At 65.7% G+C, this 15,794-nt stretch carries 16 protein-coding genes and 2 tRNA genes; 8 read left to right on the forward strand and 10 right to left on the reverse strand.

The genetic code is table 11. The features are described 5' to 3' along the window. Window positions 1-9: 9 nt before the first annotated feature. Window positions 10-303, reverse strand: coding sequence for a hypothetical protein (locus EAH68_RS08035; protein WP_126120819.1), 294 nt, complete (start codon window positions 301-303; stop codon window positions 10-12). After that, complete coding sequence (locus EAH68_RS08040) at window positions 297-1,631, reverse strand: amidase (protein ID WP_126120820.1); 1,335 nt, start codon at window positions 1,629-1,631, stop codon at window positions 297-299. Before EAH68_RS08040 ends, EAH68_RS08035 begins: the two co-directional genes overlap by 7 nt. 354 nt (window positions 1,632-1,985) lie before the next feature. On the opposite strand from EAH68_RS08040, the gene EAH68_RS08045 reads away from it, so the two are divergent. The 6 genes from EAH68_RS08045 to EAH68_RS08070 all read left to right on the forward strand — a co-directional run bounded on the left by EAH68_RS08045 (window position 1,986) and on the right by EAH68_RS08070 (window position 8,402). After that, entirely contained in the window at window positions 1,986-3,326 is a 1,341-nt protein-coding gene (locus EAH68_RS08045; protein ID WP_241228379.1) for an MFS transporter, read from the forward strand. A gap of 21 nt (window positions 3,327-3,347) precedes the next feature. Next, on the forward strand, window positions 3,348-4,529 hold the full coding sequence (locus tag EAH68_RS08050; RefSeq protein WP_126120822.1) for a flavin reductase family protein: 1,182 nt from the start codon (window positions 3,348-3,350) through the stop codon (window positions 4,527-4,529). 25 nt (window positions 4,530-4,554) lie between these two features. Further along, window positions 4,555-5,103 carry a nuclear transport factor 2 family protein gene (locus EAH68_RS08055; protein WP_126120823.1) on the forward strand — a complete coding sequence of 183 codons (549 nt, stop codon included), beginning with the start codon at window positions 4,555-4,557 and terminating at the stop codon, window positions 5,101-5,103. Between the two features lie 372 nt (window positions 5,104-5,475). Continuing rightward, a complete protein-coding gene (gene dctP / locus EAH68_RS08060; protein ID WP_241228360.1) occupies window positions 5,476-6,456 on the forward strand; it encodes a TRAP transporter substrate-binding protein DctP in 981 nt (326 codons plus the stop codon). Next, window positions 6,453-7,082: a TRAP transporter small permease gene (locus tag EAH68_RS08065; protein ID WP_241228361.1), complete on the forward strand. Its 630-nt coding sequence runs from the start codon at window positions 6,453-6,455 to the stop codon at window positions 7,080-7,082. Before dctP ends, EAH68_RS08065 begins: the two co-directional genes overlap by 4 nt. Window positions 7,083-7,085: 3 nt before the next feature. Further along, on the forward strand, window positions 7,086-8,402 hold the full coding sequence (locus EAH68_RS08070; RefSeq protein WP_126120825.1) for a TRAP transporter large permease: 1,317 nt from the start codon (window positions 7,086-7,088) through the stop codon (window positions 8,400-8,402). A 92-nt stretch (window positions 8,403-8,494) separates the two neighbouring features. Here EAH68_RS08070 and EAH68_RS08075 read toward each other — a convergent pair whose 3' ends face one another. The 5 genes from EAH68_RS08075 to EAH68_RS08095 form a co-directional block, all read right to left on the reverse strand. Continuing rightward, window positions 8,495-9,121 (reverse strand): ATP-dependent Clp protease proteolytic subunit, encoded by a 627-nt coding sequence (locus EAH68_RS08075; protein WP_126120928.1) that lies wholly within the window; start codon window positions 9,119-9,121, stop codon window positions 8,495-8,497. A gap of 20 nt (window positions 9,122-9,141) precedes the next feature. After that, a complete protein-coding gene (locus EAH68_RS08080) occupies window positions 9,142-9,741 on the reverse strand; it encodes an ATP-dependent Clp protease proteolytic subunit (RefSeq protein ID WP_126120826.1) in 600 nt (199 codons plus the stop codon). A gap of 250 nt (window positions 9,742-9,991) precedes the next feature. Next, window positions 9,992-11,356 (reverse strand): trigger factor, encoded by a 1,365-nt coding sequence (gene tig, locus EAH68_RS08085; RefSeq protein WP_126120827.1) that lies wholly within the window; start codon window positions 11,354-11,356, stop codon window positions 9,992-9,994. A gap of 66 nt (window positions 11,357-11,422) precedes the next feature. Further along, a tRNA-Pro gene (locus EAH68_RS08090) sits at window positions 11,423-11,496 on the reverse strand. Window positions 11,497-11,667: 171 nt separating this feature from the next. Next, a tRNA-Gly gene (locus EAH68_RS08095) sits at window positions 11,668-11,742 on the reverse strand. Window positions 11,743-11,933: 191 nt separating this feature from the next. Here EAH68_RS08095 and EAH68_RS08100 point away from each other — a divergent pair. Together EAH68_RS08100 and EAH68_RS08105 are read left to right on the forward strand one after the other, a co-directional pair. Next, window positions 11,934-12,722, forward strand: coding sequence for a DUF1542 domain-containing protein (locus tag EAH68_RS08100; RefSeq protein WP_241228380.1), 789 nt, complete (start codon window positions 11,934-11,936; stop codon window positions 12,720-12,722). A 17-nt stretch (window positions 12,723-12,739) separates the two neighbouring features. Continuing rightward, window positions 12,740-13,576, forward strand: coding sequence for an aldo/keto reductase (locus EAH68_RS08105; RefSeq protein ID WP_126120829.1), 837 nt, complete (start codon window positions 12,740-12,742; stop codon window positions 13,574-13,576). Here EAH68_RS08105 and EAH68_RS08110 read toward each other — a convergent pair. Genes EAH68_RS08110 through EAH68_RS08120 form a run of 3 tightly spaced genes read right to left on the reverse strand, consistent with a single transcriptional unit; the run spans window position 13,512 to window position 15,675 of the window. Next, on the reverse strand, window positions 13,512-14,384 hold the full coding sequence (locus EAH68_RS08110) for a glycosyltransferase family 2 protein (RefSeq protein ID WP_126120830.1): 873 nt from the start codon (window positions 14,382-14,384) through the stop codon (window positions 13,512-13,514). The genes EAH68_RS08105 and EAH68_RS08110 overlap by 65 nt on opposite strands. Beyond that, the gene (locus EAH68_RS14825; protein WP_206436383.1) at window positions 14,381-14,755 is read right to left on the reverse strand and encodes a hypothetical protein; all 375 of its coding nucleotides are present in this window, start codon (window positions 14,753-14,755) and stop codon (window positions 14,381-14,383) included. The genes EAH68_RS08110 and EAH68_RS14825 overlap by 4 nt, the downstream gene beginning before the upstream one ends. Further along, a complete protein-coding gene (locus tag EAH68_RS08120) occupies window positions 14,752-15,675 on the reverse strand; it encodes a glycosyltransferase family 1 protein (protein ID WP_241228362.1) in 924 nt (307 codons plus the stop codon). The genes EAH68_RS14825 and EAH68_RS08120 overlap by 4 nt, the downstream gene beginning before the upstream one ends. Window positions 15,676-15,794: the final 119 nt, after the last annotated feature.

Below are 15,794 nucleotides of genomic sequence, written 5' to 3' on the forward strand. Positions count from 1 at the left end.
CTACTCCACTCAGTCCCAGACAGCTTCCGCTGTCCAGTAATTCATACCGAAGGCGCTGACGTGATGGGTCCACGGGGTGGTGCGCCGCAGGTCCGGTTCTTCGAGACGGACCGATTCGTCGGCGTGCTCCGGGCCGTCGGCCTCCACGGTCCAGTGCACCCAGTTCACCTCGCGGCCGAGTTCATCGTGGACGAACAGATCGACGTGGTGCCACCCGTAGTTGAAGGTGTCCTCGTAGCAGGTGAGGAACATCCGGTGGTGGTTGACGGGGCGGGGCGGAATCAGAGTTTCTTCTTTCACCATTTCATCTCCTTGAGGGTGGGACGGGAATCCGCGTCCGAGAACGAGGGGAGCTGGCGCAGCAGCGGTTCCAGCGCCTGTCCGAGACGCAGCAGCGTCGGCTCGCTGCCTTCCCTGCCGATCAGCTGGACGCCCATCGGCAGGCCGGTCGAGGTGCGGGCGCCGGGGACGGTGACCACCGGCAGACCCAGCAGCTGCCAGGGACGGCTCAGCTCCGGGGAACCCGTGCCCTCCTCGAAGCGGGGGGCCGGGCCGTGGGCGGCGGGGCCGACGATCACCGCATCATCGGTGAGCACGCGCATCAGCGCCCGAAGGGAGATATCCCGGCGGAAGACTGCCTCCTGGTAGCTGTCCGCGGAGACCTGGTCACCTTCATCGAGCAGCTGCTGGAGCTGGGGACTGAGTTCCCGGCGACGCTCCCCCAGCTGCCTCCCGAGCGAGGAGGCGGCCTCAAAACCCATGACGATCTTGTGGTCGTCCACCAGGGACCGGATGTGGTCGTCCCAGTTGAAGGTGTTGTGGCTGACCCCGAGCTCGGCGAGCAACTTCGGGACAATCCGCAGCAGCTCCGCCATGTGGGGGTCAAGGTTGAGCAGACCGGAACCCTCCCAGAGGAAGACGGTGAGGTCCTCCGGGCTGAGCGCCGGATCCTTCTCCCGTCCGGCGAAGCTGCGGTAGATGTAGTCGAGGTCATCGACCGTGCGGGCGAGGAATCCGAGCGTATCCAGGGAGGGGCTCATCCCGGAGACCCCCTTAAGCGAGGTGCTGCCGTGGGTCAGGACGAGGCCGGCGACCCCGCAGAAGGAGGCCGGTCGGGTCAGGGATCCCGCGGTCTGGGTCCCCAGGGCGAAAGGGATGGTCCCGGCTCCGACCGCGGCCGCGGAACCACTGGAGGACCCTCCGGGGGTGTGGGCCGCGTTGAAGGGGTTGGTCGTCGGTCCCGCGGCGAAGTAGCCGTACTCGGTGGTGACGGTCTTGCCCTGGATGACCGCCCCCAGGTCACGGAGGCGACGCACGCAATCGGCGTCCTCGGTCCGGACACTGTCATCCGCGGTGACCGAGCCGCAGCGGGTGGGCAGGCCGGCGACGTCGATGATGTCCTTGACACCGACGGACATCCCCTCCAGCGGCCGGTCCCCGGCCCCCGGCGCGGCCTCCCGCGCGGCCCTTTCCGCCGCCAGGTCAGTGAGTTCGACCCACGCCTTCAGGCGGGGTTCGTAACGGTTGATCTCGAGCCGGGACTGTGCAGCCAGGTCATCGACCGTGCTTCCCCCGCTCCGGATATCCACCGCCGCATCGGCGACAGACTTCGATCGAAAAGTCGTCGTCATACTTACTCCCAAATCTCTCGGGGCAACACAGTGATACGCCCCACACGGGTGTGTGGCACGAAGCACTCAGGTCACCGCATTGCGGTCCATGTTATGTCCCGGCACCCATATATCAAACATCTGGGGACTAAAGGTTTCCCCAGTACCGCTGTAAGGAAGGTCACTCATAGCGTGAAGCCACCGCTGCTTCACAGCGCCCCCGACCTGCCTTTCCCACCAGCCAATCTTCGAAATGGAGGCACCGTGGCACTTCGCACGACCCCCCGGAGTGGGACCCGACAAGCATCACAGACCCCCGCCACCCCGACCCGCTCCGACCGCCGGACCAACCGACGGGCGTGGACCGTCGTCGCTCTGCTCGTCGTCTTCCAGATCATCGCCTTCGCCGACAAGGCCGTCCTCGGCCTCGTGGCACCGGATGCGATGGCCGAACTTGGCCTGACGCCCACGCAGTTCGGTTTCATCGGCAGCGCATTCTTCTTCCTCTACTCGATCGTCTCCATCCTGACCGGGGTGATCGCATCCAGGGTCTCCGTCCACTGGATCGTGCTGAGCCTCGGCATCGTCTGGGCGGTGGTGCAGTTTCCGATGCTGCTCGGTGGCGGCGCTGCGATGCTCCTGGCCACCAGGATCATCCTGGGCGGCGCCGAAGGCCCGGCGACAGCGATGTCCCTGACCTCCGCCCACACCTGGTTCGCCCCCTCCGCCCGTGCCCTGCCCTCCAACCTGATCGCGATCGGATCCACGATGGGTCCGGTCATCGCCGCCCCCGCCCTGGCCCTGGTCATCAGCACGTGGGGCTGGCGCTGGGCCTTCGGTGCCCTCGGCCTCGTGGGACTCGTCTGGTGCATCGCCTGGATCTGCTGGGGCGGCAGCGGCCCCTACCTGGCGAAGAAGCAGCAGACCGGGAAGACCCCCGATGTCGCGGAGGCCGGTGAAGCCGAGGCCGAGACTGAGGCTGCCACCCCATCCGTCGACGACCAGCCGGCCTTCCCGATCTGGCGGGTCCTGCTCAGCCTCTCCTTCCTGGCCGCCCTCGTCGGCGCCGCCTCCAATTTCTTCGTGCAGGGATTCCTCACCACCTGGCTGCCCCAGTACCTCTCGACCGTCGTCGGGCTCTCGCTGCCCCAGGTCGGCGTCGTCACCACCTTCCCGTGGGTCATCGGGGCACTGGTCCTGCTCCTCCTCGGGGCGGTGGGCCACCGTCTGATGCAGCGCGGGAAGACCGCCCACCTCGCCATCGCCTCCCTCTTCGGACTGTCCACGCTGGCGGCCGGCATCTTCTTCCTGCTGGTCACCGTGACCACGGGGTACCTCTCGGTGTTCTTCCTCGCCCTCGCCGGAGGTTGCAGCCTGGTGTACCCGATGTCCGCCACCGCCGTCAGCTTCTGCGTCGGCGTGCGCCAGCGCCCCATCGTCATGGCCACCCTCGGCGGCCTGGCCGCCACCGGGGCCATCGTCTCGCCGATGCTGGTCGGACAGCTGATGTCCCGCGCCGGCTACGTCGCCCCGCCCAAGGGAGTGGCCCCTTCCCCCGAGATGGTCACCGCCATGACCACCGGGGTCCACAGCGCCTTCCTCATCACCGGCATCTTCCTCATCATCGGCGGCGCCCTGTGCGTACTCTTCCTCCGCCCGGAGAAGACCGTCCAGCGCCTCCGCAACCTCATGGACGACAACCCGTCCCGGAACTAAGACACCCCAGGAGTTACTGACATCATGTCCAACACAACCGTCTCCAAGGAATTCGAACCCAGAGTCTTCCGCGACGTGATGGGGCACTACCCCACCGGCGTCGCCGTGGTCACCGGACGTGCCGACGACGGTGAGCTGCTCGCCATGGTGGTCGGCACCTTCGCCTCCGTCTCCCTCGACCCTCCCCTGGTCTCCTTCATGCCCATGAAGACCTCCAAGACCTTCGCCCGCATGCGGGAGTGCTCCTCCCTGTGCATCAACATCGTGGGAGGTGAACAGCAGGCCGAGATGCTGAGCATCGCCCGACGCTGGGAGAACAAGCTCGACGGTGTGGACTGGTACCTGTCCCCCTCCGGGGACCCCATCCTCAAGAACTCGATCGCCTGGATCGACACCTCCCTCGCCGACATCGTGGAGGCCGGCGACCACTGGATCGCCCTCTGCCGGGTGCACGACATGGAGGTCACCAACCCGGTCTCCCCGCTGCTCTTCTTCCAGGGCGGGTACGGCAGTTTCGTGGGCACCTCCCTGATCGCCCGGCTCAGTCATGAGATCCTGCCGGCCATCCACGCGGCGCACAGCGCGGGCACCGAACTGGAGAAGCTGGCGCGGACCCTGCGTTGCGAGGTCTCCGTCTTCGCCGCCGTGAGCGAGGACGAATTCGCCACGGTCTACCACTCCATGTCCCCGGGCACCTCCCCGGAGCGGAGTTTCGCCACCAGACTGCCCATCGTTCCCCCGATCGGCGACACCTACATGTTCGACAAGTCTCCGGAGATCCAGGAGCGGTGGATGAACAAACTCAAGGATCCCTCCGAGGAGATCAAGGCCACCCACCGCCGCCGCCTCGAGCTGGTCAAGGAGCACGGCTACCTCGTCGCCCACCTGCCGGAGGAGGGCAGCGCCGCCTACGAGCAGATGATCCGTGCCAGCAACGAGTACCGCAAGGCCCGGCTGACCCCGGCGGAGGAGCGTGCCATCCACGAGATGATCGGCAGCACCACCGTCGACTACGAGCACCGGGAGATCCTCGACGACGAACGCTACAACGTCGGTTCGATCGTCTTCCCCGCGAAGGATCCGGGCGGCGAGTACACCATGACGCTGCGCATCGGCCAGCTTCCCCAGCACGTCCCCGGATTCCTCGTCAAGGACTGGATCGCCCAGTGCCTGAACGTCGTCCGCCAGATCGAACAGAACTGATCCCCCGAAGCAGAGAGAGAACACCATGAACGAGACCACTGAAGCACTTGTCGCCCGCATCGAGAAGCTGGAGGCGGAGGCCGACATCCGCCGGATCCAGGCCCGCTACATGATGCTGTGCGACACCCCCTGCCCCACCTGGCCGCCGGTGGACGACCAGGAGCGCATTGAGCTGGTCCTGGAGCTGTACACGGAGGACGCCGTCTGGGAGGGCGTCGGCGAGTACTACACCGGTCAGTTCGGCCGGGCCGAGGGCAAGGACGCGATCCGGGCACACTTCAACCGCTTCTGGCCGGAGGACCAGGACCCGAAGCTGATCCTCAACGCCCACTACCTCACCTCCGAGCAGATCTTCGTCGACGGCGACACCGCGGAAGGGACCTGGATCCACATGCAGCCCTGGCTCTTCTCCGACGGCAAGGCACTGCTTCGTTCCAGCCGGCTGTTCAACGCCTTCCGGAAGGAGAACGGGAAGTGGCTGATCACCCGGACCCGGACGGAGAACGTGTTCATCAGCGATCTCCCCGATAATTTCGCGGGAAGTTACCCCACCCAGTCTGTGCTGTTCAAATAGCCGACCCATTCCCGAAAAGGCCGAGATGCATCTCGGCCTTTTTTATTTCCCGGAATGCGACAGTGCCGAATACAGGGATCTTTATTGCGCTTCCCCTTCCGTGCGGGATATGGACCGCAGCACTACCAATTCCGCCGCACATCGACAAAATGCCAGGTCAAAGCTAAGGAAACTCCCTATATTCACTAAGATCTCCAGCCCATAACATAACCCCCATCACACTAATAGCCGCTAAGCGGCATTAATCACAGGAGGGGCTACATGCTGAAGAGATCGGCGAGAAGATTCTTGGCGATTCTCGCTGTTCCACTTATTCTGGCCGGCTGCACACCCGCTGCCGAAGATCAGAATGCGAACAGCGAAGAAGAGGTCGTGATCACGCTGGCGAGCGGATTCGCGCGGAACCACTCCAATAATGAGGGCCTCTGGATGTTCGTGGAGAAACTCGAGGAGAACGCTCCCTGGATCACCATCGATTTCAAGGGCGGACCCGAGGTCATGGCTCCGAACCTCCTCATCGAGGGAGTTGCCGCCGGTGTATTCGATATCGGCGTCATGCCCGGCGATTACTACGTCGACCAGATTCCGGCCATGGAGCTGGCCCGCTTCACCCCCTACACCCCGATGGAGGAGCGCGAGAACGGCGTGGTGGAGATCTACGACGAGATCCACCGGGACCAGCTCGACGTCAAGTATCTCGGTCGCGCCGTGGCCGGCATGCCCCAGGTGATCCTGTCCCGGGATGAGATCACGGGCCTTGAACTGCACGGCGATTCCTACCGCACCTCATCGGCGACCTCAGACATCGTCCGCGCCATGAACGGTGTGCCCGTGGACCTGCCGGGCAGCGAGGTTTACACGGCACTGGAGCGCAACGTGGTATCCGGCGCCACCTGGGCCTCGGTCGGCCCCTCCAGCCTGGGGTTGGAAGGAGTCGTCTCCTATGACCTCGCTCCACGGTTCTACGAATCCGTGGCCAACATCGTCATGAATGAACGCTCCTGGGATGACCTAGATGAACGGACCCGGCAGGCGCTGGTGGACACGATCGCCGAGGTCGAGCCGGACATCTTCGCCCACTACCTGTCGCAGACGATCGAGGAGACCCAGCAGTGGCATGACGCCGGCGTGCAGGAGACGCGCCTGTCCGATGAGGACGCCCGGGAGCTTCTGGAGCTGGCCTATTTCGACAGCTGGGACAACCTCGACTGGGAGCGGATCCTGGAGACCTCCCCCGCCGCAGCCCAGCTCCGTGACGCCTACCGCACCCCTGAAGACGAGCTCGATTTCGACCGCGTTCCCTCCGGTGCGTTCATCTCCGACACCACCGAACTTCTCGAGGAGGCACGATGAACACCGCAGATCAAGATCCCTCGCCGATGAAGGACTCCGCCTCGGACGCTCTGGAGCGTCTGCCGGACTCCGCCAATGAGACAACCGAACTCTCCACGCGTCTCTGGTGGCCCGAGAAGTCCCTCGAGTGGCTCGCCGGCCTGTTGCTGCTCATCCTCACGCTCTTCGTGACGGTGACCGTCCTGATGCGCTTCAGCGGCAACGGGGTGCTGGGGGCGGTCGAGATCTCCGCGATCGCCATGGTCGTGATCACCGCCCTGGTTGTCCCCGCCGCCACGGCGGCAGACGACAACTTCAAGGTCGAGATCGTGGACATGTTCAACAAGCCGGGGCTGGTGCGCGCCGCCACTGTGCTGGGGGCGGTCGTCCAGGTGGTCGTCTCCCTGTTCCTCGCCTTCAGTTCGCTGGAACTGCTGATCTACGACTGGAACACCAAGACCACCATGGCGGGTGAGCTGTCCATGCCGCGTTACCTGCTGTCGTTCGTCGTCTTCCTCAGCTTCGCCGTTCTTCTCCATGCCACCATCCTCTTCCTGGTCCAGCTGCTCCGGTCCCGGGGAAACAACGGCACGGAGGGTTCCGAGGGGACCGCAGGCGTGGAATCCAACAATCCGGAAGGGGCATAAACCATGGAGTGGTACATCTTCCTGCCCATCTACATCCTGGCGCTCATCGCCGTCCTCCTCCTGCGGATCCCGGTCGCCTTCGGCATCTTCGGGGTGGGCATCGTCTCCTCCCTGCTCATCTTCGGCGACATCGAGACAACCTCCCGGCTGCTCAGCCTGAGCGTGATCAGCTCGGTCAACAGTTTCACCTTCACGGCGATTCCGCTGTTCATCCTCATGGGTGAAGTGCTGTTCCGCTCCCGGATCGCGCAGGACGCCATCGTGGAGATCTCGAAGATGCTGCACCGTGTGCCGGGGAGACTGCCGATGGTCGCCATCGCCGGCGGCAGCGCCTTCGGTCTGTTGTCCGGATCCTCCCTGGCCAACACCGCGCTGCTGAGCCGTACCCTGCTGCCGCAGATGAAACAGGCCGGCTACAGCACGCACATCTCGGCCGGTTCCATCCTCGCCGCAGGTGGTCTGGCCATGGTCTTCCCGCCGAGTGCCCTGGCGATCCTCTGGGGCGGCGTCGCCAACGTCTCCATCGGTCCTCTGCTCATCGCGGGAATCGTGCCGGGCGTCATGATGGCAATCGGCTATGTGGCACTCGTCCTCTGGCACAGCCGGAAGAAGGGTGACCCTCCGCGGCTCAGCGAGGAGTCGCACCGTCCCCTGGCGGAGACCTTCCGCGGGATCGTCAAGAACCTGCTGCTGCCGGGGCTCCTGGCGCTCTCCGTCCTGGTGATCATCTTCGCCGGTATCGCCACCCCCACCGAGGCCGCCGCCTTCGGCGCCATCGCCTCGATCATCATCGCCTTCGCCGCCGGACGTTTCTCCGTCCACGATCTCATGTCGGCGGGCAAGAGCAGTGTCCGGATCACCGGCACCATCTTCATCCTGGTGATGGCTTCCACGCTCTACTCACAGATCATGGCCTACATGGGGGCGACCACCGGGCTGGTCGCCTGGGTCTCCTCGAGCATCGCCAACAGTGCGGTCATGCTGCTGCTCATCGTGTTCCTGCTCGTGCTGCTGAGCTGTTTCATCGACCAGGCGTCGATCATGCTGATCACCGCCCCGCTGCTGATGCCGATCGCGCTGCAGTTCGGCTGGGACCCGGTCTGGTTCTCCATCATCGTGCTGGTGACCCTGCAGATCGGCAACATCTCCCCGCCGTTCGGTATGGGCCTGTTCGTGATGAAGTCCACCGCCTCCTGGATCCCCATGATGACGCTCTACCGGGCGGCAATCCCCTGGATCATCTCCGATCTCGTGGTCATCCTGATCCTGTGCGCTTTCCCTGTTCTGGTCACTTTCCTGCCGGCGCTTATGGCCGGTTGACCTACGCCTAACCACGCCCCGTCGCAAACACATGAAAGAGGGGCCCCACCGAGATATCTCGGTGGGGCCCCTCTTTCATGTGTTCAGGCGACTTACGCGTTGAGCTTGCGGTAGTCGAAGACCGTGTCGATGATGCCGTATTCCTTGGCCTCATCGGCGGTGAGGATCTTGTCACGGTCGGTGTCGATGCGGACCTGTTCCGCGGTCTTACCGGTGTGGCGCGACAGGGTCTCCTCCATGAGGCGGCGCATGCGCTCGATCTCGGCGGCCTGGATCTCCAGGTCGGAGACCTGGCCCTGCGTGCCCTGGGTGGCGGGCTGGTGGATGAGCACGCGAGCGTTCGGCAGTGCGGCGCGCTTGCCCGGGGCACCGGCGGCCAGCAGCACGGCGGCGGCGGAGGCGGCCTGGCCGAGGCAGACGGTCTGGACGTCGGGGCGGACGTACTGCATCGTGTCGTAGATCGCCATCAGCGCGGTGAAGGAACCGCCGGGGCTGTTGATGTACATGGTGATGTCGCGGTCAGGGTCGAGGCCCTCGAGCACGAGCAGCTGCGCCATGATGTCGTTGGCGGAGGTGTCGTCGACCTGGGTACCCAGGAAGATGATGCGCTCCTCGAAGAGCTTCGCGTACGGGTTGGTCTCCTTGGTCCCGTAGGCGGACTGCTCGATGAAGCTCGGCAGAACGTAACGCGACTGGGGCATCTGGAATCCGTTGTTCATCATTTCTTCTCTCATATTCCCTAGTTGCTGATCGGGCCCTCAGCGTGGCTGATCACGTGGTCGACGAGGCCGTACTCCTTCGCCTGCTGGGCGGTGAACCAGCGGTCACGGTCGGAGTCAATGGTGATCTGCTCGAAGGTCTGGCCGGTGTGCTCAGCGATGAGCTCGGCCATCTCGCGCTTGGTCTGGGCGAACTGCTCGGCCTGGATCGCGATGTCCGCCGCGGTGCCGCCGACACCGGCGGAGGGCTGGTGCATCATGATGCGTGCATGGGGCAGTGCGTAACGCTTGCCCCTGGTGCCGCCGGAGAGCAGGAACTGACCCATGGAGGCGGCCAGGCCCATGCCGTAGGTGGCGATGTCGCACGGGGAGTACTTCATCGTGTCGTAGATGGCCATACCTGCGGTGACGGAGCCACCCGGAGAGTTGATGTAGAGCGAGATGTCCCGGGTCGGGTCCTCCGCCGACAGCAGCAGGATCTGGGCGCAGATCTTGTTCGCGATCTCGTCGTCGACCTGCTGGCCGAGGAAGACGATGCGTTCACGCAGCAGTCGCTCATACACCGAGTCGCCGAGGTTCATGCCCGCTCCCGGGGACGTCATCCGGATCTGATCAGTCATGTCAGTCAAACTCCTGTGTCTCTGAAATGTCGATGGCTCCCAGGGTACTAGCGCTTCACTCCGGATCGCCCTTCTGTTCGCTGACAGCGTCGCCACCCGGTTTCGGTGACGTCCACAGCAGCCCCCAGGTTATCCGGGGCCACCCCCACGTGGCGCGGAGGGCGCCGGGAAGCAGGTGGCCCGGACAGACAGATCGCCCCGGCCAGCGTGCACTGGTCGGGGCGTCTGATGTTCTGCGGAGAGGTGAGGTTTAGGCCTCTGCCTCGGCGGTCTCGGCCTCAGCGGCCGGCTCCTCTTCCTCGCCGAAGTACTGGGCGGGGTCGATCTCATTGCCGGCCTCGTCCTTGACAGAGACGCGGCAGATGGCGGCGGCCAGGGCCTTGCCGCGGCGGACGTCAGCGAACAGGTTCGCGATCTGGCCGGACTGCTGCAGCTGGCCGATGAACTGGTTCGGGTCCATGCCGTAGGACTGCGCGGTGAACAGGATGTGGTCGGTGAGCTCCTGCTGGGAGACCTCCGGGGCCTCCTGCTCGGCGAGGGTGTCCAGGAACAGCTGGGTGCGGACAGCCTCCTCGGAGTCCTGGCGGGACTGGGCGTCGAACTCCTCGCGGGTCAGACCCTGCGCCTTGAGGACCTGCTCCAGTGCGGTCTCGTCGTGGGCCATCTGGCCGAGCAGCTGGTGGAGCTGCTGGTGGACCTGCTCGTCGACGACGGACTCCGGCAGCGCGAACTCGGTCTTGGCCAGGGCGGCCTTGAGAACCTCGTCGCGGATGGCTGCGGCCTGCTCGGACTTCTTGGACTCCTCGACCTGAGCCTTGGTGGCCTCGCGGAGCTCCTCAGCGGTGTCGAACTCGGAGGCGAGCTGGGCGAACTCGTCGTCGAACTCGGGGAGCTTGCGCTCCTTGGTCTGCTGGACGCGGACGGAAACGGTGGCTTCCTTGTCCGCGTGCTCACCGGAGACGATCTTGGTGGTGAACTCGTTGTCCTCGTCGGTCTTCATGCCGCGCAGGGCGGTGTCCAGGCCGTCAATCAGGTCACCCTGGCCGATCTCGTAGGACAGGCCCTCGGTGCTGGCCTCCTCGACGATCTCGCCGTCAACGGTGGCCTTGAGGTCGATGATGGCGAAGTCGCCGGTCTTCAGCTTGCGCTTGGTGTCCTTGAGCTCGCCGAAACGGCCGCGCAGCTTGTCGATCTCCTCGTCCACGGCGGCGTCGTCAACCTCGATGGCCGGGACGGTGACCTCGATGCCGGAGAAGTCCGGGACCTCGATCTCGGGGCGGACGTCGACCTCGGCGGTGAACTCGACGAAGTCGTTGTCCTCGATCTTGGTGATGTCGACGCTCGGCTGGCCGATGGCGACGATCTCGTTCTCCTCGATGGCCTGCTGGTAGCGGGTCGGGAGCATGTCGTTGACGACCTGCTCGAGGATCGGGCCACGGCCGAAGCGGGCGTCGATGAGCTGGCGCGGGGCCTTGCCCTTACGGAAACCCGGAATGGACACCTGCTGGGCGAGTGCCGTGTACGCCTGGTCAATCTCAGTCTTCAGCTCCCCGAAAGGAACGTTGACTGTGAGCTTTACACGGGTGTCGCTCAGCTTCTCGACGGAACTCTTCACGAGTGACTCTCCTGGTTTCACATTGAATAACAGTTCATCTGGAACCGGCTTGCGCCGGACCCTACGTCGGGGCGACAGGATTTGAACCTGCGACCCCCTGCTCCCAAAGCAGGTGCGCTACCAAGCTGCGCCACGCCCCGTAGGTGTGAAGGACATTCTACCGACCGCATCAAACAGGGTCCGACATTGGGGGTCCGATAAGGGTTTGTGTCGACCTTCCGCCGCGCCCCGGGCCGGGCCATCCCCCGCGCTGGCTCCACCAAAAAAGATGTCCTGCGGCATGGTCGGAAACCATGCGGCAGGACATCACGTGGAGGGAATGACGGGAATCGAACCCGCGTCTTCAGCTTGGAAGGCTGAGGTATTAGCCACTATACGACATTCCCCTGCTTGTGCCGGATCAGTGTAGCGCATCCCCCCGGCATTCCGAAAATCCGGAACTTAATGCCTGCCAGGTACGTTGAACTGAGTGACAATAAGACTGCACACCACACCATCTGACCGCGTACGGAAGTGACTTGACCCAGTGGAACTCCTTCTCCTCCTGCTGATCATCGGCGGCGGCGCCGCCTATTTCATGAACCGCTCCAACAAGCAGAAGACCGCCGACCTCGAGGCCACGAAACTCGCCGACGCCCAGGCCGAGGCCCGCCGCTGGATCGAGCGCCTCGGCTCTCAGGTGCTGACCATCGCAGGCAGCGACGCCGCCTCCACCCAGGCCATCGCCGACGCCTCCGAACGCTACAACGCCGCAGCCTCCGCCATCTCCCAGGCGACGACGGTCAAGCAGGCGGAGCTGGCCCGCGAATCCGCACTCGAGGGGCTGCACTACATGAATGCCGCCCGCGAGATCATGGGCATGACACCGGGGCCGGAGCTGCCGCTGCTGGAAGGCCAGCGCAACGCCGGCAAGGTCACCGAACGCCGCACCATCGAGCAGGATGGTCAGACCCTGACCGCCTCCCCGGTGGCCACCGACGAGACACCGAACTACTACCCCGGCGGCAACGTCGCAGGTCGCCCGGTACCGGCCGGCTGGTACTCCCGACCGTGGTGGGCGGATGCCATGGCCACCGGCATGTGGACCGCGGCGTCAATGATGATGTTCTCCGCGATGTTCTCGGGCATGGCCGGTGTCGGCTACGGCGCCAACGCCTGGGAGTCCGGCTACGGCGAGGGCTACGAGGAAGGGCTGGCCGCCGGTGGCGAGGACATGGGCGGCGACATGGGTGGCGAGGACATGGGTGGTGACATGGGTGACGCCGGCGACGGCGGTGGTTTCTTCGGCGGTGACGGCGGAGGCCTCTTCGGTGGCGGTGGCGACGACGGTGGCGGCTTCTTCGACGGCTTCGACTTCGATTTTTAGGCGTACCATGCGGTGTTATGGCACCGCAGATTCCCACCATCACGCTCAATGACAACACGTCGATCCCCCAGCTGGGGTTCGGCGTGTTTCAGATTCCGCCGGAGGACACCGAACGCGTGGTCTCCACGGCGCTGGAGGCCGGCTACCGGCACTTCGACACCGCCGCCATCTACGGCAACGAGGAGGGTGTCGGGAAGGCGCTCGCGGCCTCCGGAATCCCGCGGGACGAGTTGTACATCACCACGAAGCTGTGGAACGACCGCCACGGTGATGCGGAGACCGCGTGCAGCGAGTCCCTGGAACGCCTCGGGCTGGACCGGCTGGATCTCTACCTCATCCACTGGCCGTGCCCGGCGCAGAACCGCTACGTCGAGGCCTGGCAACAGCTCGTCGAGCTCCGGGACAAGGGCCTGACCCCCTCAATCGGTGTGGCGAATTTCCTGCCCGAGCACATCGACCGGCTGGAGATGACCTCCCGGGTCACCCCGGTGCTCAACCAGATCGAGCTGCACCCGGCGTTCCAACCGTGGAAGGACATTGACGCCGCCCGGGTCCACGGCATCAAGGTGGAGGCCTGGGCCCCGCTGGGTCAGGGCCGCAACGATGTACTCGAGCAGCCGGAGGTTGTCGACACCGCCGAGACCCACGGCGTCACCCCGGCGCAGGTGGTCATCCGCTGGCACCTGCAGAACGGGGTGATCCTCATCCCGCGTTCCTCCCGCCGGGAACGCATCCGGGAGAACATCGACGTCTTCGGCTTCGAACTCAGCGAGGACGAGATGTCCGCGATCACTGCACTGGACGAGGGTGAGGCCGGTCGGGTCGGAACACACCCGCTGGATATGGAGCCTTAGCCAGTTTCTGGCTGACCGCGACCCACCTGCCGTCGCGGTACTCCAGCGCCCCTTCGTCGGCGAATTTCTCCAGCCAGCCGGTCATGGGCCAGAAGCCCCAGATCTCGTGGAAGGTCTCGGCATTGCGCAGGATGTCATGGAAGTGCTCCCACGGCGGATCGGAGACCGGGTGCCACTGGTGGTATGCGTGGGCCCCGCCGACCCACACCAGTGGAATCCGGCGGGCACGCAGATGCTGGCCGAAGTCGGTGTCCTCCGCCCCGTAGCCGGTGTAGCTCTTGTCGAAGCCGCCGAAGGTGCGGCGGATATGCCGCCACAGGGCGGTGGTCACCGCGAAGGACAGGGACCAGAAGAGCTTGTAGTCGTGGCCGTCGGCGAACAGCAGCGTGCCGGCCGGGGGGTTCGGGCGCCCTGGGTGGGGGTCGGGCCGGTTGGTGCGGGTGTCGCCGTCCCGCAGGTAGGTGACCGGACCTGCGACGACAGCCTCGGGGTGGGCGTCGAGCGCCAGCCGGTACTGGTCCAGGAGGTCCGGGCCGGGCAGGCAGTCCGCGTCGAGGAATACGATCATCCCCTCCCCGCCGGGATCGACCTTGGCGGCGACGTCCCCGCCGAAGTTCCGGGCACCGGCGAGGGAGAACTCCCCCAGGCCGAGAACCTCGGAATCGGGCAGGGCCTCGGCGAGAACATCAGCGTCGCCGAGCGCGACAACAAGGTGTCGCACGCCGGGTGGGAGCGCCGCCGCCTGCCGGGAGACATGCCGCAGTCTGCGGGCATCAGAGAGAGTCACCACAGTCACTGGGGTATTCACAGCTCAGTCACCTTCCGGATCACTTCGGCCGCACGAGAGGCCGCACGAGAGGCCGCACCGGCAGTCTGCCACCGGTGCCAGTTGCTGTCCAACGATTGCGCCTGTCCCAGCAGGCCCGGCCAGGCCCCGGGTCCGGGGAAGTCATGGGCGACGACGGCGAGGCCGGCGGTGTCGAGAAGCGAGGCGGTGGCCCGCTGTTCGGCGAAGGGGCGTTCCTGCGGCAGGATGACCGCGCGGGCCTGCGCGGAGGCGCGGACCGCGCGGACCAGGGTGTGACAGAAGGCCTCCATCCCACCCGCATAGGGCTCACGGATGGGATGGCGCGCCGGCGCGATCAGGGTGATCCGCCGCCCGCCCCGGGCGGGGTTCATCGACCCACCACCTTCCGGTAGAGCCCCCGGTGGGCCGCCCGGATCTGGCGGAGCTGTTCCACCCGGTCCCCGGCGTAGGGCACCGGCCCCCGTTCATACAGCGTGATCAGGGCGCGCGCGGCATCGAGCGGGTCACCGGTGCGGCACTTCTCGACACCGCGCGGGTCATCCGCCTGCCCCTCGTACATGCCGCAGTCCGGCACCGCCACTGTGACCCCGAGGTCCCGGCACATCTCCAGCCAGCCGGAGTGGGACCCCCGCTGGTAGGGCAGCAGCACGGTGCGGCAGGCGGCGACGGCAGCGTGGAGGGTGGGGTCGGCCATCGGTGAGTGGACCCACAGTTCCAGGTGCCCGGCTGCCTGATCCTTCCCCAGCGCGTGGATGATGTTCGCCGCCGCCGAGTTCTCGTGGAGATGGATCCGCAGCGGACGGCCCAGCGCGCGGTACACGGCGCGGCCGAGAATGCGGTAGAAGACGGGGTCGGCGATGACGTTGCTGCGCAGCGATTTGAGGAAGACCCCCACCGCCTCCCCGCGGCCGGTCCCCGGCGGCGGATCCGTGACCACCCGGGGATGCGGGATCACCTCCGTGCCGGCGGGGAGACGGCGGGCGGCCTTCCCGGTGAGGGTGAGGTGGGCCGCGGCGGCGTCGACAAGCAGGCGGACTTTCTCGTGGTGCTCCTGCTGGTCCACCAGATGGGGGTTGTCCAGGTCATGGACGGTGACCACCAGCGGCACCCCACGGCGGCGCAGCGCCTGCGTGAAAGCCACCGTCTGAGCCGGGCTGAGATGGTCGAAACCGAAGTGGAGATGCACCAGATCGGGTAGTTCCTCCTCTGGCAGCTGCTCCCACCACCCGGCCCCGAGCGCCGGATGGGGCCACCAGTGGCCGTCGATGTCCGGGTCCGGCAGATAGGTCACATCCTCGGGTCTGACCGCGGCGGTGTAAACGTGACCGGCCGGGATGGACAGGACCTGTAGTCCTCTGCCCGCCTGATGCATTCCGCCCCTTTCTCCGTGAAACACATAAGCCCGAGACA

It is taken from the genome of Corynebacterium hylobatis (genome assembly GCF_003955685.1).
In the GTDB taxonomy this organism is placed as follows: Bacteria; Actinomycetota; Actinomycetes; order Mycobacteriales; family Mycobacteriaceae; genus Corynebacterium; species Corynebacterium hylobatis.